Annotated in this window: 21 protein-coding genes; 14 read left to right on the forward strand and 7 right to left on the reverse strand. The window is 69.2% G+C overall.

Annotated features, from left to right (window positions below):
• Positions 1-9 precede the first annotated feature (9 nt).
• Positions 10-2,103, reverse strand: a complete 2,094-nt coding sequence (gene tkt, locus MSZK_RS25895) for a transketolase (RefSeq protein WP_099251393.1) — start codon at positions 2,101-2,103, stop codon at positions 10-12.
• 240 nt (positions 2,104-2,343) lie between these two features.
• On the opposite strand from tkt, the gene MSZK_RS25900 reads away from it, so the two are divergent.
• Positions 2,344-3,270, forward strand: coding sequence for a heme o synthase (locus tag MSZK_RS25900; protein WP_099251394.1), 927 nt, complete (start codon positions 2,344-2,346; stop codon positions 3,268-3,270).
• Here MSZK_RS25900 and MSZK_RS25905 read toward each other — a convergent pair.
• The gene (locus MSZK_RS25905) at positions 3,267-4,241 is read right to left on the reverse strand and encodes a quinone oxidoreductase (RefSeq protein ID WP_199203492.1); all 975 of its coding nucleotides are present in this window, start codon (positions 4,239-4,241) and stop codon (positions 3,267-3,269) included. The genes MSZK_RS25900 and MSZK_RS25905 overlap by 4 nt on opposite strands.
• 18 nt (positions 4,242-4,259) lie before the next feature.
• On the opposite strand from MSZK_RS25905, the gene MSZK_RS25910 reads away from it, so the two are divergent.
• Entirely contained in the window at positions 4,260-5,210 is a 951-nt protein-coding gene (locus tag MSZK_RS25910; protein ID WP_099251396.1) for a RimK family alpha-L-glutamate ligase, read from the forward strand.
• On the opposite strand, the gene MSZK_RS25915 is transcribed toward MSZK_RS25910, so the two are convergent.
• Complete coding sequence (locus MSZK_RS25915) at positions 5,160-6,089, reverse strand: heme A synthase (protein WP_199203500.1); 930 nt, start codon at positions 6,087-6,089, stop codon at positions 5,160-5,162. The two genes, MSZK_RS25910 and MSZK_RS25915, sit on opposite strands and share 51 nt — an antisense overlap.
• Positions 6,090-6,158: 69 nt before the next feature.
• Positions 6,159-6,725 carry a TetR/AcrR family transcriptional regulator gene (locus MSZK_RS25920; RefSeq protein ID WP_099251398.1) on the reverse strand — a complete coding sequence of 189 codons (567 nt, stop codon included), beginning with the start codon at positions 6,723-6,725 and terminating at the stop codon, positions 6,159-6,161.
• A 90-nt stretch (positions 6,726-6,815) separates the two neighbouring features.
• Between MSZK_RS25920 and MSZK_RS25925 the strand changes: the two genes are divergently transcribed.
• Positions 6,816-7,433 carry a hypothetical protein gene (locus MSZK_RS25925; protein WP_233211515.1) on the forward strand — a complete coding sequence of 206 codons (618 nt, stop codon included), beginning with the start codon at positions 6,816-6,818 and terminating at the stop codon, positions 7,431-7,433.
• On the opposite strand, the gene MSZK_RS25930 is transcribed toward MSZK_RS25925, so the two are convergent.
• Genes MSZK_RS25930 through mptB form a run of 3 tightly spaced genes read right to left on the reverse strand, consistent with a single transcriptional unit; the run spans position 7,426 to position 10,831 of the window.
• Complete coding sequence (locus MSZK_RS25930; RefSeq protein WP_099251399.1) at positions 7,426-8,199, reverse strand: ABC transporter permease; 774 nt, start codon at positions 8,197-8,199, stop codon at positions 7,426-7,428. The genes MSZK_RS25925 and MSZK_RS25930 overlap by 8 nt on opposite strands.
• A complete protein-coding gene (locus MSZK_RS25935; protein WP_099251400.1) occupies positions 8,196-9,128 on the reverse strand; it encodes an ABC transporter ATP-binding protein in 933 nt (310 codons plus the stop codon). Before MSZK_RS25935 ends, MSZK_RS25930 begins: the two co-directional genes overlap by 4 nt.
• Positions 9,125-10,831, reverse strand: coding sequence for a polyprenol phosphomannose-dependent alpha 1,6 mannosyltransferase MptB (mptB, locus tag MSZK_RS25940; RefSeq protein ID WP_199203493.1), 1,707 nt, complete (start codon positions 10,829-10,831; stop codon positions 9,125-9,127). Before mptB ends, MSZK_RS25935 begins: the two co-directional genes overlap by 4 nt.
• Before the next feature lie 36 nt (positions 10,832-10,867).
• On the opposite strand from mptB, the gene MSZK_RS25945 reads away from it, so the two are divergent.
• From MSZK_RS25945 to MSZK_RS25995, 11 genes are read left to right on the forward strand one after another with little or no spacing between them, the layout of a single operon-like run.
• The gene (locus MSZK_RS25945) at positions 10,868-11,614 is read left to right on the forward strand and encodes a metalloregulator ArsR/SmtB family transcription factor (RefSeq protein ID WP_099251508.1); all 747 of its coding nucleotides are present in this window, start codon (positions 10,868-10,870) and stop codon (positions 11,612-11,614) included.
• A gap of 18 nt (positions 11,615-11,632) precedes the next feature.
• On the forward strand, positions 11,633-13,075 hold the full coding sequence (gene sufB / locus MSZK_RS25950; RefSeq protein WP_099251402.1) for a Fe-S cluster assembly protein SufB: 1,443 nt from the start codon (positions 11,633-11,635) through the stop codon (positions 13,073-13,075).
• Complete coding sequence (sufD, locus tag MSZK_RS25955; protein WP_099251403.1) at positions 13,076-14,266, forward strand: Fe-S cluster assembly protein SufD; 1,191 nt, start codon at positions 13,076-13,078, stop codon at positions 14,264-14,266.
• Positions 14,263-15,030 (forward strand): Fe-S cluster assembly ATPase SufC, encoded by a 768-nt coding sequence (sufC, locus tag MSZK_RS25960; RefSeq protein ID WP_099251404.1) that lies wholly within the window; start codon positions 14,263-14,265, stop codon positions 15,028-15,030. Before sufD ends, sufC begins: the two co-directional genes overlap by 4 nt.
• A 1-nt stretch (position 15,031) precedes the next feature.
• A complete protein-coding gene (locus tag MSZK_RS25965; protein WP_099251405.1) occupies positions 15,032-16,276 on the forward strand; it encodes a cysteine desulfurase in 1,245 nt (414 codons plus the stop codon).
• Between the two features lie 11 nt (positions 16,277-16,287).
• Entirely contained in the window at positions 16,288-16,737 is a 450-nt protein-coding gene (gene sufU / locus MSZK_RS25970) for a Fe-S cluster assembly sulfur transfer protein SufU (protein ID WP_199203501.1), read from the forward strand.
• On the forward strand, positions 16,734-17,075 hold the full coding sequence (locus MSZK_RS25975; RefSeq protein ID WP_099251407.1) for a metal-sulfur cluster assembly factor: 342 nt from the start codon (positions 16,734-16,736) through the stop codon (positions 17,073-17,075). Before sufU ends, MSZK_RS25975 begins: the two co-directional genes overlap by 4 nt.
• A gap of 46 nt (positions 17,076-17,121) precedes the next feature.
• A complete protein-coding gene (locus MSZK_RS25980; RefSeq protein WP_099251408.1) occupies positions 17,122-18,222 on the forward strand; it encodes a 12-oxophytodienoate reductase in 1,101 nt (366 codons plus the stop codon).
• A 45-nt stretch (positions 18,223-18,267) separates the two neighbouring features.
• The gene (trxA, locus tag MSZK_RS25985) at positions 18,268-18,627 is read left to right on the forward strand and encodes a thioredoxin (RefSeq protein WP_099251409.1); all 360 of its coding nucleotides are present in this window, start codon (positions 18,268-18,270) and stop codon (positions 18,625-18,627) included.
• 25 nt (positions 18,628-18,652) lie between these two features.
• Positions 18,653-19,474 (forward strand): enoyl-CoA hydratase, encoded by an 822-nt coding sequence (locus tag MSZK_RS25990; RefSeq protein WP_099251410.1) that lies wholly within the window; start codon positions 18,653-18,655, stop codon positions 19,472-19,474.
• 27 nt (positions 19,475-19,501) lie between these two features.
• Positions 19,502-21,130 carry an ABC-F family ATP-binding cassette domain-containing protein gene (locus MSZK_RS25995; RefSeq protein ID WP_099251411.1) on the forward strand — a complete coding sequence of 543 codons (1,629 nt, stop codon included), beginning with the start codon at positions 19,502-19,504 and terminating at the stop codon, positions 21,128-21,130.
• The last annotated feature ends 4 nt before the right edge of the window (positions 21,131-21,134 follow it).

The following is a 21,134-nucleotide window of genomic DNA, read 5'->3' on the forward strand; positions in this document are numbered from 1 at the left end:
GTTGGGGGATCAGTTGTCGATTGCGCGTTCCGCTGCGGCCGCAACGTTTTCGGCGGTGAACCCGAATTCGCGGAACAGGGTCTTGTCGTCGGCGGACTCGCCGTAGTGCTCGATGGACACGATCTCGCCGGTGTCGCCGACGATCTTGTACCAGCTCTGGGCCACGCCGGCTTCCACCGCGACCCGAGCCGACACATCCGGAGGCAGCACGCTGTCGCGGTACTCCTGCGGCTGCGACTCGAACCACTCGACACACGGCATCGACACCACATAGGCCCGGATGTCCTTGTCCGCCAACAGTTTCTGAGCTTCGACGGCCAACTGCAGTTCGGACCCGGTGGCGATGATGATGACGTCGGCGTCATCGGCGGGGTTGCCGCCGCCCAGCACGTAGCCGCCCTTGGCCACGCCCTCGGCGCTGGTGCCCTCCAGCACCGGAATGCCCTGCCTGGTGAGGATGAAACCGACCGGGCCGCTGCCGTTTCCGCGGGCGATGATGCTGCGCCAGGCATAGGCGGTCTCGTTCGGGTCGCCGGGCCGCACCACCGACAACTTCGGGATCGCGCGCAGCGCCGCCAGATGCTCGATGGGCTGATGGGTGGGGCCGTCTTCGCCAAGGCCGATCGAGTCGTGCGTCCAGATGTAGATGGTGTCGATGTCCATCAGCGAGGCCAGCCGGACCGCCGGACGCATGTAGTCGGAGAACTGCAGGAAGGTGCCGCCGAACGCCCGGGTCGGCCCGTGCAGCACGATGCCGGACAGGATCGAACCCATCGCATGCTCGCGGATGCCGAAGTGCAGCACCCGCCCGTACCAGTCGGCGGTGAAGTCCTCGGTCGAGATCGACGGCGGGCCGAACGATTTCACACCCTTGATGGTGGTGTTGTTGCTGCCGGCCAGGTCGGCCGAACCGCCCCACAGCTCGGGCAGCTTGGGGGCGACGTCGTTGAGCACCTGACCGAATGCGGCCCGGGTGGCGACCGCCTTGGAGCCCGGCTCCCAGTAGGTGATGTCGGCATCCCAGCCGTCGGGCAGCTCCTGGGCCAGCAACCGGTCCAGCAGCGCCTTGCGCTCCGGTTCCCGCTCGGCCCATGCTGCGAACGTCGGCTCCCACTTCGCCCTGGCCTCCCGGCCACGCTCGACGAGCTTGCGGGTGTGGGCGATCACCTCGTCGCTGACCTCGAAGGTCTTGTCCGGGTCGAAGCCCAGCACCTTCTTGGTGGCCGCGACCTCGTCGTCGCCGAGCGCGGAGCCGTGCACCCCGCCGGTGTTCATCTTGGTCGGTGCCGGATAGCCGATGATGGTGCGCAGCGCGATGAACGACGGCTTGTCGGTCACGGCTTTCGCGGCCGCGATGGCTTCTTCGATGCCGACGACGTTCTCGCCGCCGTCGACCTCCTGCACATGCCAGCCGTAGGCCCGATAGCGCGCCACGACATCCTCGGACAGCGCGATGTTGGTGTCGTGCTCGATGGAGATGTGGTTCTTGTCGTAGAACACGATGAGGTTGCCCAGCTGCTGGGTGCCGGCCAGCGACGAGGCCTCGCTGGTCACGCCCTCCTCGATGTCCCCGTCGGAGGCGACGACGTAGATGTAGTGGTCGAACGGGCTCTCACCGGGGGCGGCGTCCGGGTCGAACAGGCCGCGCTCGTAGCGGGCGGCCATCGCCATGCCGACCGCCGAGGCCAGGCCCTGGCCCAGCGGGCCGGTGGTGATCTCCACGCCCTTGGTGTGCCGGAACTCCGGGTGGCCCGGTGTCTTGGAGCCCCAGGTGCGCAGCGCCTCGATGTCGGAGAGCTCCAGGCCGAACCCGCCCAGGTACAGCTGCAGATACAGGGTCAGACTGCTGTGCCCGCAGGACAGGATGAACCGGTCGCGGCCCAGCCAGTGCGTGTCGCTCGGATCGTGCCGCATCACCCGCTGGAACAGCGTGTACGCCAACGGCGCCAGGCTCATCGCGGTGCCGGGGTGCCCGTTGCCGACCTTCTGCACTGCATCGGCGGCGAGCACCCGCACGGTGTCGACCGCCCGGGAGTCGACGTCCGTCCAGTCCTCGGGGTGGTGCGGCTGGGTCAGCGCGGCAATCTCTTCGACAGTTGTCACGAACTCGCTCCTGGCATCGTCAGATGGGCTGGCAAGCTGGGGTGGTCTTCTTCACCCTAGTGCTGGTTGGGTCGGTGCTGCATAGTGCCGCTACCAGCGTTACCCGCCGGTGAAGCTCTACACCTGGAACTGTGTCATCACGGTGTCGTCGCCGTGAATCGACCCTTCAGTGCAGAAGTCGGCACCGCGCCGTCTACCATCGCTTGTAGTAGATCGTCGGGATCGCTAGGAGTCGGTTGCGTGAGAGTTCGTGAAGTGCACCTCGTGGACGGGGCGCCGATCCGATTCCGCGACCGGCTGCTCGGCTACCTCGCGCTGACCAAGCCGCGCGTCATCGAACTGCTGCTCGTCACCACGATCCCCGCCATGCTGCTGGCCGGCCGCGGCACCGTCGATCTGCCCCTGATCTTCAACACCCTGTTCGGTGGCCTGCTGGCCGCGGCCGGGGCGAACACGCTGAACTGCGTGGCCGACGCCGACATCGACAAGGTGATGAAGCGCACCGAGCGGCGGCCGCTGGCCCGGGCCACGGTGCCGCGCAGCCACGCGCTGGTGTTCGGCCTGACGCTGTCGGTCGGGTCGTTCTTCTGGCTGTGGTGGACCACCAACCTGCTCTCGGCGCACCTGGCCGCCGCCACCATCGCGTTCTACGTGCTGGTCTACACCCTGCTGCTCAAGCGCCGCACCTCGCAGAACGTCGTGTGGGGCGGCGCCGCCGGCTGCATGCCGGTGATGATCGGCTGGTCGGCGGTGACCGACACGATCGGCTGGCAGGCGCTGGTCATGTTCGCGATCATCTTCTTCTGGACGCCGCCGCACACCTGGGCGCTGGCGATGAAGTACAAGGACGATTACGCGGCCGCCGGCGTGCCGATGCTGCCCGTGGTGGCCACCGAAGTCCAGGTCACCAAGCAGATCCTGATCTACACCTGGCTGACCGTGATCGCCACGCTGGCGCTGGCACCCGCCGCCGGCTGGCTCTACGGCTCGGTGGCCGCACTGGCCGGGGCCTGGTTCCTGATCATGGCGCACCGCCTGCACGCCGGCGTCCGCCGCGGCAACCCGGTCAAGCCGTTGCGGCTGTTCCTGCAGTCCAACAACTACCTGGCCGTGGTGTTCGTCGCGTTGGCCGTCGACTCGGTGCTGGCGCTGCCCACCCTCTTCTAGGGCAGCAGCACGATCGAACCGGTCGTCTTGCGGCCCTGCAGGTCGCGGTGCGCCTGCGCGGCCTGCGCCAGCGGGTAGTGGCCACCGACGGTGATCGTGATCGAACCGTCGGCGATCGCATCCAGTAATTCGCCGGCCCGCCACGCGAACTCATCCGGGGTGCGGGTGAAGTGGGCGAGGTTGGGCCGGGTCAAGAAAACCGATCCGGCGGCGTTGAGCCGCTGCGGGTCGACCGGCGGCACGGGCCCGCTGGACGCGCCGAACAGGGCCAGCGTGCCGCGGATCGCCAGGCTGGCCAGGCTGGCGTCGAAGGTGGTCTTGCCGACTCCGTCGTAGGCCGCGGCGACCCCGTGGCCGTTGGTGAGCTCGCGGATCGTGGCGGCAAATTCACTGGGGTCGTCGGGGTAGTCGAGCACCTCGACGGCGCCGGCCTGCCGGGACAGCTCGGCCTTCTCCGGGCTGGAGGCGGTGGTGATCACCCGCGCGCCCAGGCTGGTGGCCCACTGGGTCAGGATCAGCCCGACACCACCGGCCCCGGCGTGCACGAGCACGAAGTCACGGGCCGCCACCGGATACACCGACTTGATGAGGTAGTGCGCGGTCATCCCTTTGAGCAACGCCGACGCGACCGCGTCGGACGCCACCGAATCCGGCACGTATGCCACGAAATCGGCTGGTGCGGTGCAGAATTCGGCGTACGCTCCGGACGCGGCAGCGGTCACCACCCGGTCGCCCGGCTTGATCGCGGCGACGTCGTCGCCGACCGCGGCGATCGTCCCGCACACCTCGGTGCCCAGCACGAAGGGCAGCTCCCGCGGGTACATGCCGGAACGGAAGTAAGTGTCGATGTAGTTGACCCCGATCGCGTCCGCCTCGATGAGCACCTCACCGGCGCCGGGCGTGGGTTTCGGCTTCTCGACGTAGTTCAGGACCTCGGGGCCGCCCGTCTCGGCGACTTCGATTGCGTGCATGTCACTATCATCCCCGCTGTGACCCCACCCCCGAAGTTGGCCCGCCCGGACGTTTTCCACCCGAGCATCGTGCTGGCCGGATGCCCGCAGCTGATTTCCGGTGACGGCGACGACGACGGCGTGCTCGAGGCCTTGGGCCGCCGGGGGTTGCATGCGCGGTGGCTGTCCTGGGACGACCCCCAGACCGAGCGTGCCGACCTGGTGATCCTGCGCGCGGCGTGGGACTACGCCGAACGGCGTGAGGAGTTCCTCGCCTGGACCACCCGGGTGCGGCATCTGCTCAACGCGCCACCGGTGGTGGCGTGGAACAGCGACAAGCGCTACCTGCAGGATCTTGCGGCCGCGGGCGTGCCGACCCTGCGGTCGTACTTCTTCGAGCCAGGGCAGAAGGTGAAGCTGCCCAAGGGCGAAGTCGTGGTGAAGCCCGCGATCGGGGCGGGTTCGATCGACACCGGGCGGTTCGTCGACCCCGGCGCCGCCCGCGCGCATGTCGCGGCGCTGCAGCAGACCGGGCGGACCGCACTGGTGCAGCCGTACGACGCCCGCGTCGAGCAGGGCGAGACCGCGCTGGTCTTCCTCGGCGGTAAGCAGTCGCACGCCTTCATCAAGGGCCCGATGCTGCCGCCGGAAGGGGAGCAGCCGCAGTTGGACGAGTCCGGCACGTTCGCTTCCGAGAAGCTGCGGCCCGCCGACCCCGACGTCGCCCTGTGGGAGGTGGGGGCGGCCGCGCTGGCGGCCGCGGGCGCGCACCTGGGCATCGCCACCAGCGAGCTGCTCTACGCCCGTGTCGACCTCATCGGCGGCGCCGACGACCCGATGCTGCTGGAACTGGAGCTGATCGAGCCGTCCCTGGGCTGGCGCCAGCTCGGCGAAGAGGCCCGCGGGCTGCAGCAGCGTGCGTTCGCCCTCGAGGTCGAGTCAGCCTGCGAGCGTCTTGGGCTCGGTCCGCTGTCGCATCGACGCCCATAGCGCGGCGGTGGCCGCGGTGGAGGCCGCCGCGCCCGCGACGTGAATGGCGACCAGAGCGGCAGGCACACCGGTGAAGAACTGGACCGCGCCGACCAGCCCCTGAGCCACCACGATCAGGACCAGCACGGCGAGCCGCCGCATGATCAGCCGCGGGGCGAAGACCGCCTGCAGCCCGGCGGCCAGGCCGACCAGCAGGGCGAGGTAGGCGATCAGCAGGGTGGAGTGCATGTGCACCAGCGTGAGGATCTCCACCTCGAGCCGGGGCACGGTGCGTTGCGGGCTCTTGTCGCCGGCGTGCGGCCCGGCGCCGGTCACCAGCGTTCCGGTGACCAGGACCGCAGCCAGCGTCAGCGCGCCGAGCGCGGTCAGGTGCCGCAGCGGCTTGGGCACCAGGGCGGTGGGCAGGCCGTCGTCGGGTTCGCCGATCTTGACGTAGAGCAGGGTCGCCAGCCACACCATCGCCATCGACACCAGCAGGTGGATGGCGACCGTCCACCAGGCCAGCCCGGTCAGCACCGTGATGCCGCCGAGTACTGCCTGCAGCACGGTGGAGGCCGGCATGAGCCAGGCGTAGACCAGCACTTCACGGCGGCGCCGCGCCCGGGTCACGGCCAGCACGGCCAGGATCGCGGTGATCACCACCAGGAAGGTGATCATCCGGTTGCCGAATTCGACGGCCTGATGGATGCGGGGCACCTCGGCGTGCGCGACGGGCACGAAACTGCCCGGGAAGCACTGCGGCCAGGTCGGACAGCCCAGCCCACTCGCGGTCACCCGGACGATCGCTCCGGTGACCGCGATACCGCCTTGGGTGAGGAGGACCGCGGCGGCGATGATGCGCTGGGCGCGCAGGCTCGGCAGCGGGAGGAGATCCACCAGCCGCAGGAAAAACCGTCCGACGGGCACGGCCTGATCGTAGAGGACGACTAACTACGTCCCGTAGTAGGGCTACGGTCCGACGAAGGGAACCAGCACCTCGTCGACGAGCCGCACCACGAGGTCGTCGTCGATCGGGTCACCGGTGATCAACAACCGATGCCACAGCACGCTCTGGCCCAGCTCGCGGGCGATGTCCACCGGAACGTCGGCGCGGACGTCGCCGCGCGCGACGCCCCGCGCCAGCAGAGCCGCCATCTCCTGTTTGCGCCAGCCGATGACGTCGTCGCGGAATGCGCCGGCCAATTCGGCATCGTCGGCCATCGCCGCGACGATGGCGCGCATCGCGGTGGCGCCCCGGCCGCTGAACAACGCCGCCCAGCCACGCAGGATGGCCAGCATGTCGGTGCGATAACTTCCGGTGTCTTCGTGTGGGATCGCCGTCGTGGCGGTCTGCAGCAGAGTGGCCCGCAGTAGTGCGGAGCGGTCTGGCCAGCGCCGATAGAGAACCGGTTTGCTGGTGCCCGCAGCTGTCGCCACGGCCTCCATGGTCACCGCACTCGCACCCCCGGTGACCAGCAGTTCCCACACGGCGGCGTGGATCGCCGCCTCGAGCTCGGTACCGCGCCGGCGCCGCATTGCCCTCCTCATAGAAGAAACGCTTGCGTATCTAATCGGGTCAGCATACCGTCTAGACAAGAAACGACAACGTATCTAATGAAGGTCGAGATGAAAACGCTGACACCCGCCGTGCGCCCGGTCCTTTACCCAATGCGGACCGTCGACACCGCGACGGTCCGCTACACCAGCGCACCGCATCACCGGCGGCGGGTGACGATCGTGCATCGTCCGCTCGCCGGGGTGACGCCGGCGATGTTGCTGGGCTGGTTCACCGGCCTCGGCGGGACGATGAGCTACGGCGGCGTCGTCATCGACCGCTACCTGGCCTGGCATCCGCTCGATCACATCCGCTGGGAACTCGCCCGGCCCGCGCCGAAAGGGGGCGCCGCCGAGGGTGCCCGATTCCGCATCGTCGAGCGATTCGGCGGACGCCCGGAGTATCACGTGGACGTCGTCGACCGGGTCGAGAAACTCGACGAGACCGGCATTCGGCTGGTGCAACGGCTGGCCGGGGCCGTGATCTTCTCCCTCGAACACACCTGGTCGCCGGGCTCCGACGGCGCGCACTACGTCAGCGTGCTCGACGTAGGCGCCCGCAGCCCGCTACTGGCCCCGGTGAACCGACTGCTCACCCGACGATTTCCCGACGACATGCTGCAGGCCTGGGTCCGGCACAACATCGAGGAGGTCGGCCAGCTCGAGCACCTGCTGCCCGAGCTCAGGTGAACCGGAACCAGCGCAACGCGGCCAGCGCCGACACCCCGCCCCACACCGCCAGCACGGCGACGCCGAACCAGTCCACCGACAGCGACATCGCCTGGGTCAGGGTTTCGGTGAGCGCACCCGACGGGGTCAGTCGCGCCACCCACGCGACCCCGCGCGGGATCGCCTCGGTCTCCAGGGTCAGCGCGCCGAGTCCGGCGAACACGAACCACGCCAGGTTGGCGACGGCCAGCACGATCTCGGCGCGCAGGGTCCCGCCCAGCAGCAGGCCCATCGCCGCGAACCCGGCGGTGCCCAGCGCGATCACGACGGCGCCCAGTAGCAGGCCGGCCGGGTGCGGTCGCCAGCCCAGCGCCAGGCCGATCCCGCCGAGCAGCAGCGCCTGCAGGAACACCACGGTCACCACCGCGAGCGACTTGCCTGCGATGATGCCCCACACCGGAAGTGCGGTGGCGCCCAAGCGTTTCAGGGCCCCGTAGCGGCGGTCGAACGCCACCGCGATGGCCTGACCGGTAAACGCCGTGGAGATCACCGCCAACGCCATGATCGCGGGGACGAACACCGCCACGCGGTGCGGCCCGAACGCCCCCAGCGGCAGCAGGGTGAGCCCGATCAGCAGGGTGATCGGGATGAACATGGTCAACAGCAGCTGTTCGCCGTTGCGCAGCAACAGCTTCAGCTCCAGACCGTACTGTGCGGCCAGCATCCGTGCGACCGTGCTGGGCCGCGGGTCCGGGGTGAAGGTGCCCGCCGGGAACAGCTCACTCATGACCTCAGCTCCTTGCCGGTGAGCTCCAGGAACACGTCTTCGAGGCTGCGCTGCTCCACGCGTACGTCGGTGGCCAGCACGTCCAGGCGGGCGCACCACGCGGTCACCGTCGCCAGCACCTGCGGGTCGATCTGGCCCTCGACCAGGTATTCGCCCGGTGAATGCTCGCGGGCCACATAGCCTTCGGGCAGTGCGGCGATCAGCAGCGTCAGGTCCAGCTTGCGGGGCGCCCGGAAGCGCAGCTGGCCTTCGGCGCCACCGCGCATCAGCTCGGTCGGCGTGCCTGCGGCGACCGCCGAACCGTGATCGATGATCACGATGCGGTCGGCGAGTTCCTCGGCTTCCTTGAGCTGATGGGTGGTCAGCACCACCGTCACGCCGTCGCGGCGCAACGCCTCGATCAGCTCCCACACCACCAGCCGGGCGTGCGCGTCCATGCCTGCGGTGGGCTCGTCGAGGAACACCAGCTCGGGCCTGCCGACCAGGGCGCAGGCCAGCGCCAGCCGCTGCTGCTGGCCGCCGGAGAGCCGGCGGTAGGTGGTGCGGGCGGCGTCGGTGAGCCCCAGCGTGTTCAGCAGCCAGTCTGGATCGAGGGGATGGGCGGCGTACGAGGCGACCAGGCGCAGCATTTCGCCGGCCCGCGCCGCCGGATAGCCACCGCCGCCCTGCAGCATCACGCCGATCCGCTCCCGCACCCGCGCGTTGTCCGCGACCGGGTCCAGGCCCAGTACCTCGATGGTGCCCTCGTCGGGCCGCACGAACCCCTCGCACATCTCGACCGTGGTGGTCTTGCCTGCGCCGTTGGGGCCCAGCAGCGCCAGCACCTCGGCGGCGTGCACCTCGAGGTCAAGGCCGGACACTGCCGTCGTCGTGCCATAGCGCTTGTAGACCCCGCGCAGTCGCACGGGGATGTCGCGGCCGGAACTCACGGGGACTCAGCGTATGCGCCGGGCGCCGGGCGTGGCGCCGGTGGCTCGTCTAGTGGGTCGGGTTCCTGACCGCTGAACGCCTCGCTGGTGCCGGGCACCCGGCGCCACGGCAGCCGGTTGAACGTGACAGCGATGAGCAGCAGCACGATCACCGTGCTGGCCACGGTGGCGTCGACGATCTGGAACAGCGCGAACCGGTCGCCGTTGGCGGTCGGCCCGAAAATGCCGACGACGAGGGTCACCGCGATGGTGGCGATGCGGAATCCCGGGCGGGTGGCCCAGGCCGCCAGCGGAATGATGGCCCACAGCAGGTACCACGGTTGCACCACCGGGAACAGCAGCACGGTCGCGCCGAGTGCCACCCCGAGGCCGCCGACCGGGTGCAGCCGGCCCCGGAACACGGCCAGCAGCAGCCAGGTGACGGTGATCATGATGATCAGCACGCCCATGGCGCGGGTCAGCGACAGCACCGCGGTGGTGTGATCGCCGAGGCCGAGCAGGATGCCGACCTGGCCGGTGCCCAGCGCCAGCAGGGTCGGCGGCGACATCCAGCTGCGCACCACGTTGGCGGTGCCGAGCGTGAAGATCCAGCCGAAGCCCAGCCCGCTGGCCCAGCCGACGATCGCCATCACCGCCAGCGACAGGCTGGTCATCAGCGCGGTGGCCTTCAGGAACGCGGTGACCGTGGCACCCCAGCGATAGGCCAGCGCCATCCCCACGAAGCCCAGGGCCAGCAGTCCCGGCAGCTTGACCTGCGACGACATCGTGATCAGCACGGCGCCGGCGATCAACATGGCCAGCGGCGTCCATGCCGCCCACTGGTCGCGGGTCCGCGGCCAGTGCAACGGCCGTGGCACCAGCGATCCGGCGGCGTCCACCCCGCGCAGGGCGAACTCGGTGCCGGTCAGCATCAGGCCCATCATCAGCGCCTCGTTGTGGATGCCGGCCACCAGATGCATGAGCAGCAACGGGTTGGCCGCACCCAGCCACAGCGCGCTCACCTCGGCCACCCCGCAGCGCCGCGCCAGCCGCGGTACCGCCCACACGATCATCCCGACCCCGAGCAGCACCACCACCCGGTGACTGAGCACGGCCGCGACGATGTTCTCGCCGGTGAGCGCCGAGATGCCGCGCCCGACCCACAGGAACAGCGGTCCGTAGGGCGCCGGGGTTTCCCGCCACAGGCTGGGCACCGACAAGGTGAACACGTGGTCGAGGCCGAGGCCGGGCGCCGGACCGACCTTGTAGGGGTTCAGGCCGTCGGCCGAGATCTGGCTCTGCGCCAGGTAGGAGTAGACGTCCTTGCTGTACATCGGCGGGGCGATCAGCAGCGGCACCATCCACAGCATCAGGGTGTGGTCGAGCTGGCTGCGCGAGAGCCGGCGCGGGCCGAGCGTGAAGCGGCCCAGCATCAGCCAGGCCAGCGCCATCATCACCGCACCGGTGGTGGTCATGGTCAGCGAGACGGTTTGGATGCGGGAGGGCAGGTTGAGCAGGCGCACCCCGAAGGTGGGATCTTGGACGACGGGCCGGGCGCCGGCGCCGAGCGCGCCGATTGCCATCAGGACCGTTCCGGTGGCGCCGAACAGCCGGGTCCGGCGCATCGCGCGCAGTTCGGCGTCGTTGAGCGGCGAGCCCACGGTGCGTTCATCGCCGTGCAAGCGGGCGATCGACGAACTCAGAGAGCGTTGGCGGGCTGCCACCACAGCACTCTAACCGCCGGACCGGGACGCTCCGACCTGCTAAGGGTGCCCTTGCTAGACCGGTCCGAGGAATTGCGTAACACTGGTGTTGTGAAAATCCCGTCCGGTACAGAACCGGCTCCCGTGCTGGGCGCTGCTGTGCATGACGGACAGACCCGCCGCGCCATTGTGCAGTTGCTGGTCGAGTCGGGATCGATCACCGCCGCCGAGATCGGTCGCCGGCTGGAGCTGTCCGCCGCCGGGGTGCGCCGGCACCTCGATGCGCTCATCGAGGCCGGGGACGCCCAGGCCAATGCCGCGGCGGCGTGGCAGCAGGCCGGCCGGGGCAGGCCCGCCAAGCGGTACCGGCTGACCGCCGCCGGGCGCGCCAAGCTCGAGCACACCTATGACGACCTGGCGTCGGCCGCGATCCGTCAGCTGCGCGAGATCGGCGGCGAGGAAGCGGTGGAGACCTTCGCCCGGCGCCGGATCGACGCGATCCTGGCGGGAGTAAAGCCGGGTCCCGACGACGTTGAATCCACCGCCGAGCGGGTAGCCGATGCGTTGACCAAGGCCGGTTACGCGGCCACGACGACGCGGGTGCGGGGCCCGCTGCCGGGCATCGAGATCTGCCAGCACCACTGCCCGGTGTCGCATGTCGCCGAGGAGTTTCCGGAGCTCTGCGAGGCCGAGCAGCAGGCCATGTCGGAGGTCCTCGGTACCCACGTGCAGCGCCTGGCGACGATCGCCAATGGCGACTGTGCCTGCACCACCCACGTGCCGCTCACCCCGGCACATCCCTAGACCAGAAGGAGCGTCGCCATGACACTCACCCCGGAGGCCAAGCCGGCCCAGCCGTTGACCCAGGACGAGACGATCGCCTCGCTGGGCACTTACGGCTACGGCTGGTCGGATTCCGACGTGGCGGGGGCCAGCGCACAGCGCGGCCTCTCCGAAGCGGTGGTGCGTGACATCTCGGCCAAGAAGAGCGAGCCGGAGTGGATGCTCGACGTCCGACTGAAGGCGCTGCGCACCTTCGAGAAGAAGCCGATGCCGAACTGGGGCTCGAACCTCGAGGGCATCGACTTCGACAACATCAAGTACTTCGTCCGGTCCACCGAGAAGCAGGCCGCCTCGTGGGAGGACCTGCCCAAGGACATCCGCAACACCTATGACCGCCTCGGCATCCCGGAGGCGGAGAAGCAGCGCCTGGTCGCCGGTGTCGCGGCGCAGTACGAATCCGAGGTCGTCTACCACCAGATCCGCGAGGACCTCGAGGCGCAGGGGGTGATCTTCCTGGACACCGACTCGGGCCTGCGGGAGCACCCGGAGATCTTCAAGCAGTACTTCGGCACGGTGATCCCCGCCGGTGACAACAAGTTTTCCGCGCTGAACACCGCGGTGTGGTCGGGTGGTTCGTTCATCTACGTGCCGAAGGGTGTGCACGTCGACATCCCGCTGCAGGCCTACTTCCGGATCAACACCGAGAACATGGGCCAGTTCGAGCGAACCCTGATCATCGCCGACGAAGGCTCCTACGTGCACTACGTCGAGGGCTGCACCGCGCCGATCTACAAGAGCGACTCGCTGCACTCGGCGGTGGTGGAGATCATCGTCAAACCCGGCGCGCGCGTTCGGTACACGACCATCCAGAACTGGTCGAACAACGTGTTCAACCTGGTGACCAAGCGGGCCCGCGCCGAGGCAGGCGCCACCATGGAGTGGGTCGACGGCAACATCGGCTCGAAGGTCACGATGAAGTACCCGGCCGTGTGGATGACCGGTGAGCACGCCAAGGGCGAGGTGCTCTCGGTGGCGTTCGCCGGCGAGGGACAGCATCAGGACACCGGCGCCAAGATGCTGCACCTGGCCCCCAACACGTCGAGCAACATCGTGTCGAAGTCGGTGGCCCGCGGCGGCGGCCGGGCGTCCTACCGCGGCCTGGTGCAGGTCAACAAGGGTGCGCACGGATCGCGGTCAAGCGTGAAATGCGATGCGCTGCTTGTCGATACGGTCAGCCGCAGCGACACCTACCCCTACGTCGACATCCGCGAGGACGACGTGACGATGGGGCACGAGGCCACCGTGTCCAAGGTCAGCGCCGATCAGCTGTTCTATCTGATGAGCCGCGGCATGACCGAGGACGAAGCGATGGCGATGGTGGTGCGCGGCTTCGTCGAGCCGATCGCCAAGGAACTGCCGATGGAGTACGCCCTGGAGCTCAATCGGTTGATCGAGCTGCAGATGGAAGGCGCGGTCGGTTAAGTGAGCAATCTGAGTCAGGCGGTCGAGGGTTCGCGACTCGCCGCCATCAACAAGGGCGAGCAGTTCAGCTCGTTCGACGTCGACGCCTTCGAGGTGCCCGGTGGCCGCGACGAGATCTGGCGGTTCACCCCGCTCAAGCGGCTGCGCGGCCTGCACGACGGCACCGCCCCGGCCACCGGCGCCGCCCAGATCAGCGTGACCGAGCAGCCCGGCGTGACCGTGGAGACCGTCGGTCGCGGTGATGAGCGCCTCGGTCAAGGTGGCGTCCCGGCCGATCGGGTTGCCGCACAGGCGTTCTCGTCGTTCAATTCGGCCACCGTCGTTACCGTGGCCCGCAATGCGCACACCGAGACCCCGATCGAGATAGTCGTCACCGGGCCCGGCGCCGGAGCCACCGCCTACGGGCATCTGCAGCTGCGGGTCGAGGAGCTCGCCGAGGCGGTCGTGGTGATCGACCTTCGGGGCAGCGGAACCTACGCCGACAACCTGGAGTTCGTGGTGGCCGATGCCGCCCGGCTGACCGTGGTGTGGATCGCCGACTGGGCTGACGACGTCGTACATGTCAGCGCGCAGCACGCGCGGCTGGGCAAGGACGCCGTGCTGCGGCACGTCGCGGTCACCCTCGGCGGCGACGTGGTGCGCAATTCGGCGACCGTGCGCTACGACGCCCCGGGCGGTGACGCCGAACTGCTGGGCCTGTACTTCGCCGACGCCGGCCAGCACTTCGAATCCCGGCTGCTGGTCGACCACGCCCAGCCCAACTGCACATCCAACGTCCTCTACAAGGGTGCGCTGCAAGGTGATCCGGATTCCACCGGGCCCGACGCGCACACCGTCTGGGTCGGCGACGTGCTGATCCGCGCCGAGGCCACCGGCACCGACACCTTCGAGGTCAACCGCAACCTGGTGCTCACCGACGGCGCGCGCGCCGACTCGGTGCCGAACCTGGAGATCGAGACCGGCGAGATCGTCGGCGCCGGCCATGCCAGCGCCACCGGCCGGTTCGACGACGAGCAGCTGTTCTACCTGCAGGCCCGCGGCATCCCGGAAGAAGCGGCCCGCCGTCTGGTGGTGCGGGGCTTCTTCGGCGAGATCATCTCGAAGATCGCCGTCCCGGATGTCCGCGACCGCCTGACCGACGCCATCGAGAACGAACTCGCCATCACCGAAGAGAGAACCGCACAGCCATGAGCACTCTGGACATCAAGGACCTCCACGTCGCCGTCGCCGGAGAGGACGGCAGCGAGAAGGAGATCCTCAAGGGCGTCAACCTGACCGTGAAGTCGGGGGAGACCCATGCGGTCATGGGCCCCAACGGCTCCGGCAAGTCGACGCTGTCCTACTCGATCGCCGGTCACCCCAAGTACCAGGTCACGTCGGGGTCGATCACTCTCGACGGGCAGGACGTGCTGGCGATGAGCGTCGACGAACGCGCCCGCGCCGGCCTGTTCCTGGCCATGCAGTACCCGGTCGAGGTGCCCGGGGTGTCGATGTCGAACTTCCTGCGCACCGCGGCGACCGCGGTCCGCGGCGAGGCACCCAAGCTGCGGCACTGGGTCAAAGAGGTCAAGGCCGCGATGGCCGACCTCGAGATCGACCCGCAGTTCGCCGAACGCAGTGTCAACGAAGGCTTTTCCGGTGGCGAGAAGAAGCGCCACGAGATCCTGCAGCTGGGTCTGCTCAAGCCGAAGATCGCGATCCTCGACGAGACCGACTCCGGTCTGGACGTCGACGCGCTGCGCGTGGTCTCCGAAGGGGTCAACCGCTTCGCCGAGGCCGAGCACGCCGGCGTCCTGCTGATCACCCACTACACCCGGATCCTGCGCTACATCCGCCCGCAGTTCGTGCACGTCTTCGTCGACGGTCGGATCGTCGAGTCCGGCGGGCCGGAACTGGCCGACGAGCTGGAGGAGAACGGGTACGTGCGGTTCACCCAGGCGGCGGCGGGCGCCTGACATGACCGCCTCGGTCGATCTGGACGTCACCAAGGTCCGGGCGGACTTCCCGATCCTGGAACGGGTGATGCGGGGCGGACATCGGCTGGCCTACCTGGATTCCGGGGCGACCGCGCAGAAGCCGCTGCAAGTGCTCGACGCCGAGCGGGAGTTCCTCCTCAACCATTACGGGGCCGTGCACCGCGGTGCCCATCAGCTGATGGAGGAGTCCACCGACGCCTACGAGCAGGGCCGGGCCGACATCGCGGCCTTCGTCGGCGCCGGGACCGATGAGCTGGCCTTCACCAAGAACGCCACCGAGGCGCTCAACCTGGTCTCCTACGTGCTGGGCGACGACCGTTTCGCCGGTGCGGTCGGCCCGGGCGATGTCATCGTCACCACCGAGCTGGAGCACCACGCCAACCTCATTCCCTGGCAGGAGCTGGCCCGGCGCACCGGTGCCACCCTGCGCTGGTATGGCCTCACCGATGACGGCCACGTCGACCTGGATTCGCTCAAGCTCGACGAGCGGGTCAAAGTCGTTGCTTTCACCCATCATTCGAATGTCACCGGCACCGCGCCCGCAGTGGCCGAGATGGTCGGCCGGGCCAAGGCCGTCGGCGCGCTGACGGTGCTGGACGCCTGCCAGTCGGTGCCGCACCAGCCGGTCGACCTCCGGGCCCTCGGCGTGGACTTCGCGGCGTTTTCCGGGCACAAGATGCTGGGCCCCACCGGGATCGGTGCGCTGTACGGCCGCGCCGAGCTGCTCGATGCGCTGCCGCCGTTCCTGACCGGCGGGTCGATGATCGAGACCGTCTCGATGGAGAGCGCCACCTACATGGCGCCGCCGCAGCGGTTCGAGGCCGGCACCCAGATGATCTCCCAGGTGGTCGGGTTGGCCGCCGCGGCACGCTATCTCGGCGACATCGGGATGGACGCGGTGGCCGCCCACGAGCACCGCCTGGTCGCCGCCGCGATCGAGGGGCTGACCGCGATCCCGCAGGTTCGGATCATCGGGCCGACGGATCCGGCGGTGCGCCGCTCTCCGGTGGCCTTCGTCGTCGACGGCGTGCACGCCCACGACGTCGGTCAGGTGCTCGACGACGACGGCGTGGCCGTTCGGGTCGGGCACCATTGCGCGGCCCCGCTGCACCGCCGGTTCGGCGTGGCGGCGACGGTGCGGGCGTCGTTCGCGGTCTACAACACCCTCGACGAGGTCGATCGGCTGGTGACCGGAGTCCGACGAGCCGTGGAGTTCTTCTCGTGAAGCTCGAGCAGATGTACCAGGAAGTGATCCTGGATCACTACAAGCACCCGCACCATCGCGGTCTGCGGGAGCCGTTCGGCGCGCAAGTGCACCACGTCAACCCGACCTGCGGGGACGAGGTGACGCTGCGGGTGGCGTTGTCGCCGGACGGCGAGCACGTCGCCGACATCTCCTACGACGGTCAGGGGTGCTCGATCAGCCAGGCCGCCACCTCGGTGCTCACCGACCAGGTGATCGGGCAGACGGTCGGCGACGCGCTGAAGACGGTGGCGGCGTTCACCGAGATGGTGTCGTCGCGGGGCACCGTCGAGGGCGACGAAGACGTGCTCGGCGACGGCGTCGCTTTTGCCGGCGTGGCGAAGTATCCGGCGCGGGTGAAGTGCGCGCTGCTGGGCTGGATGGCATTCAAAGACGCGGTGGCGCAGGCAACACAGCGAAAAGACTTGGAGGAGAAGCAATGAGCGACGTGGCGAGTGAGGAGCTGTTGGCCGACATCGAGGAGGCCATGCGCGACGTGGTCGATCCCGAACTCGGCATCAACGTCGTCGACCTCGGCTTGGTGTACGGGCTCAACGTCGAGAAGGCCGACACCGGCACGGTGGCGCAGATCGACATGACGCTGACCTCGGCGGCCTGCCCGCTGACCGATGTGATCGAGGACCAGACGATGACCGCGCTGGTCGGTGCCGGCCTGGTCAACGAGGCCAAGATCAACTGGGTGTGGAACCCGCCGTGGGGGCCCGACAAGATCACCGAAGACGGCCGCGAACAGCTTCGCGCCCTGGGCTTCACTGTCTGATTCGATCGGCGGGCAGCAGCGTAGCGACTCGGGGAAGGACACCGGTGTGCAGGAGTTGTTCACACCGCTGACGATCGGATCGTTGACCGTGCGCAACCGGTTCGCGATGGCGCCGATGACCCGGGCCGCCTCGCCGAACGGAGTCCCGGGCCCCGACGTCGCCGCCTACTACGGCCGCCGCGCCGCCGGGCGCACCGCCCTGATCATCACCGAGGGGGTGCGCATCCCGCATCCGGCGGCGGGCTGGCCGGATCGCATCCCCACCCTCGACGGGGACGAGGCGCTCACCGGCTGGCGTGCGGTCACCGACGCCGTGCACGCCGAGGGCGGGGCGATCGCCGCCCAGCTATGGCATCAGGGGGTGGCCCGCGGCGTCCACGACGGCGACCGGCCCGACCAGGCGCCGGTCAGCCCGTCGGGTGTCGCCCTCAGTGGTGAGCCGGCCGGCCGGGCGCTGGGCATCGACGAGTTGCCCGCGCTGGCACAGGCGTACGCGCTGGCCGCCGCCAACGCCCGCGCAGTTGGCTTCGACGCCGTCGAGCTGCACGGCGCGCACGGCTACCTGCTGGACCAATTCCTCTGGGAGCGAACCAATCACCGCACCGACGGTTACGGCGGCTCGCCGGCGGCATGCACCCGATTCCCGGCGGAGGTCGTGGCGGCCGTGCGGGCGGCGGTCGGCCCCGGCTTCCCGATCATCTACCGGTTCTCGCAGTGGAAAACCGACAACTACGACGCCGCGCTGGCCACCACCTCCGGTGAGCTCGAAGAGCTGCTCGCCCCGCTGGTCGACGCCGGCGTGGACGTGCTGCACCCGTCCACCCGGAGGCACTACCTGCCCGCGTTCGCCGACGAGGACCCGCGGTTGAGCCTGGCCGGCTGGACCAAGAAGGTGACCGGGCTGCCGGTCATCGCGGTCGGTTCGGTCGGCCTGGAAACCGAGTTCAATCCCGGTGCGCCCGGCGGCCCGATCCGGCCGTCGTCGCTGGACCGGCTCCTCGATCAGTTCGAGGCCGGTGAATTCGACATGGTCGCCGTGGGCCGCGCCCTGCTGGCCGACCCCGGCTGGGTGAACCGGGTGCGCGACGGCAAGCTCAGCGAGTTCGGCGGATTCGATGCGGCCGTCGCGCTGGGCCGTTTGTATTGAAACCCGACAGGGAACACACAGCGACTACCCGACGTTAGGACTGACGTGGCTACCCAAGACCTGACCGCACAGAACTTCAACGACACCATCACCGGCAACGACATCGTGCTGGTCGACTTCTGGGCGTCGTGGTGCGGGCCGTGTCGGGCCTTCGCCCCGACCTTCACCGCGTCGTCGGAGAAGCATCCCGATGTGGTCTACGGCAAGGTCGACACCGAGGCCGAGCAGGAACTCGCGGCCGCCGCCGAGATCCGCTCGATCCCGACGCTGATGGCGTTCAAGAAGGGCAAGCTGATCTTCAACCAGGCCGGCGCCCTGCCGCCCGCGGCCCTGGAGGACCTCATCCGCCAGGTCAAGGAGTTCGACGTCGACGCGGCGATCGCGTCCCAGTCGCAATCCGACTGAGCGGCGCACGAGTTACCGTGCAACGGTGATTCGTGACTCTGGTTTCGTCCTCGTCGACAAGCCGCAGCCAGGTGTGGCTCTGGTAACCCTCAACCGTCCCGAGCGGATGAACTCGATGGCGTTCGACGTCATGGTGCCGCTGCGGGACGTCCTGCGCGAGCTGAACTACGACAACTCTGTGCGAGTCGTCGTGCTGACCGGCGCCGGGCGGGGCTTCTCCTCGGGCGCCGACCACAAGTCCGCGGGCTCGGTGCCGCATGTCGCCGGGCTGACCCGGCCGTCCTTCGGCCTGCGCTCGATGGCGGTGCTCGACGATGTGATCCTCGCCATGCGCAAGCTGCACCAGCCGATCATCGCCGCGGTCAACGGCGCGGCGATCGGTGGCGGGCTGTGCCTGGCGCTGGCCGCCGACATCAGGGTGGCCGCCAGCGGCGCCTACTTCCGCGCCGCCGGGATCAACAACGGCCTGACCGCCAGTGAGCTGGGGCTGAGCTACCTGCTGCCACGGGCGATCGGGTCGTCGCGGGCGTTCGAGATCATGCTGACCGGTCGTGACGTCGACGCGCAGGAAGCCGAACGGATCGGGCTGGTGTCGCGCCAGGTGCCCGACGAGGAACTGCTGCCGGCCTGCTTCGAGATCGCCGGCCGCATCGCCGCGTTCTCCCGCCCGGGAACCGAGTTGACCAAGCGGACGCTATGGAGTGGACTGGACGCCGGTAGCCTGGAAGGGCATATGCAGGCCGAGGGCCTCGGGCAGCTCTATGTGCGCCTGCTCACCGCCAACTTCGAAGAGGCGGTTGCTGCGCGCGCCGAGAACCGGGCCCCGGTCTTCACCGACGAGAAGTAGCCCAGAAGTCAGCAAGGAGCAGCACCCGTGATCACCGCAACGGACCTCGAGGTCCGCGCCGGGGCGCGCACGCTGCTGCTCGCCGAAGGCCCCGCGCTGCGGGTGCAGCCGGGTGACCGCATCGGCCTGGTCGGGCGCAACGGCGCCGGCAAGACCACCACGATGCGGATCCTGGCAGGGGAGGGCGAACCGTACGCAGGCACCATCGTGCGCAGCGGCGACATCGGGTATCTGCCGCAGGATCCCCGGGAGGGCGACCTCGACGTGCTGGCCCGCGACCGGGTCCTCTCGGCGCGTGGCCTGGACACCCTGCTGGCCGACCTGGAGAAGCAGCAGGTGCTGATGGCCGAGGTGGTCGACGAGGCCGCCCGCGACAAGGCGGTGCGGCGCTACGGCCAGCTCGAGGAACGCTTCGCCGCGCTCGGCGGATACGCCGCCGAGAGCGAAGCCGGCCGCATCTGCGCGAGCCTGGGTCTGCCCGAGCGGGTTCTCACCCAGCCGCTGCGTACCCTGTCCGGCGGCCAGCGCAGGCGCGTCGAACTGGCCCGGATCCTGTTCGCCGCCAGTGATACCGGCTCCGGTTCGGCCACCACACTGCTACTCGACGAGCCCACCAACCACCTCGACGCCGACTCGATCGGCTGGCTACGCGGGTTTCTGCAGAACCACAGCGGCGGGCTCGTCGTGATCAGCCACGACGTCGACCTGCTCGCCGACGTGGTCAACCGGGTGTGGTTCCTCGACGCCGTGCGCGGCGAGGCCGACGTCTACAACATGGGCTGGCAGAAGTACCTCGACGCCCGCGCCACCGACGAGCAGCGCAGGCGCCGGGAACGGGCCAACGCCGAGAAGAAGGCTAGTGCGCTGCGCACCCAGGCCGCCAAGATGGGCGCCAAGGCCACCAAAGCCGTTGCCGCCCAGAACATGTTGCGCCGCGCCGAGCGGATGATGGCCGAGTTGGATGCCGAGCGGGTGGCCGACAAGGTGGCCAGGATCAAGTTCCCGACGCCGGCGCCGTGCGGCAAGACACCGCTGGTGGTCAAGGGCCTGACCAAGAATTACGGCTCACTCGAGGTGTTCACCGGAGTCGACCTGGCGATCGACCGTGGCTCGCGCGTGGTGGTGCTGGGCCTCAACGGCGCGGGTAAGACCACGCTGCTGCGGCTGATCGCCGGCACCGAGACTCCGGACTCCGGCGGCCTGGAACCCGGGCACGGGCTCAAGATCGGTTATTTCGCACAGGAACACGACACGCTCGACAACAACGCGACCGTGTGGGAGAACATCCGTCACGCCGCCCCCGACACCGGCGAACAGGACCTGCGCGGGCTGCTCGGCGCGTTCATGTTCAGCGGTGCGCAACTCGAGCAGCCGGCCGGCACCCTGTCCGGCGGTGAGAAGACCCGTTTGGCCCTGGCCGGCCTGGTGGCCTCGACGGCCAACGTGCTGCTGCTCGACGAGCCGACCAACAACCTCGATCCCGCCTCGCGCGAGCAGGTTCTCGACGCGCTGCGCAGCTACACCGGCGCGGTCGTGCTGGTCACCCACGACCCCGGCGCCGCCGAGGCGCTCGACCCGCAGCGGGTGGTCCTGCTTCCGGACGGCACCGAGGATTTCTGGTCCGACGAATATCGGGACCTCATCGAGCTCGCCTGAGCCC

This window comes from Mycobacterium sp. shizuoka-1 (genome assembly GCF_002723835.1).
In the GTDB taxonomy this organism is placed as follows: domain Bacteria; phylum Actinomycetota; class Actinomycetes; order Mycobacteriales; family Mycobacteriaceae; genus Mycobacterium.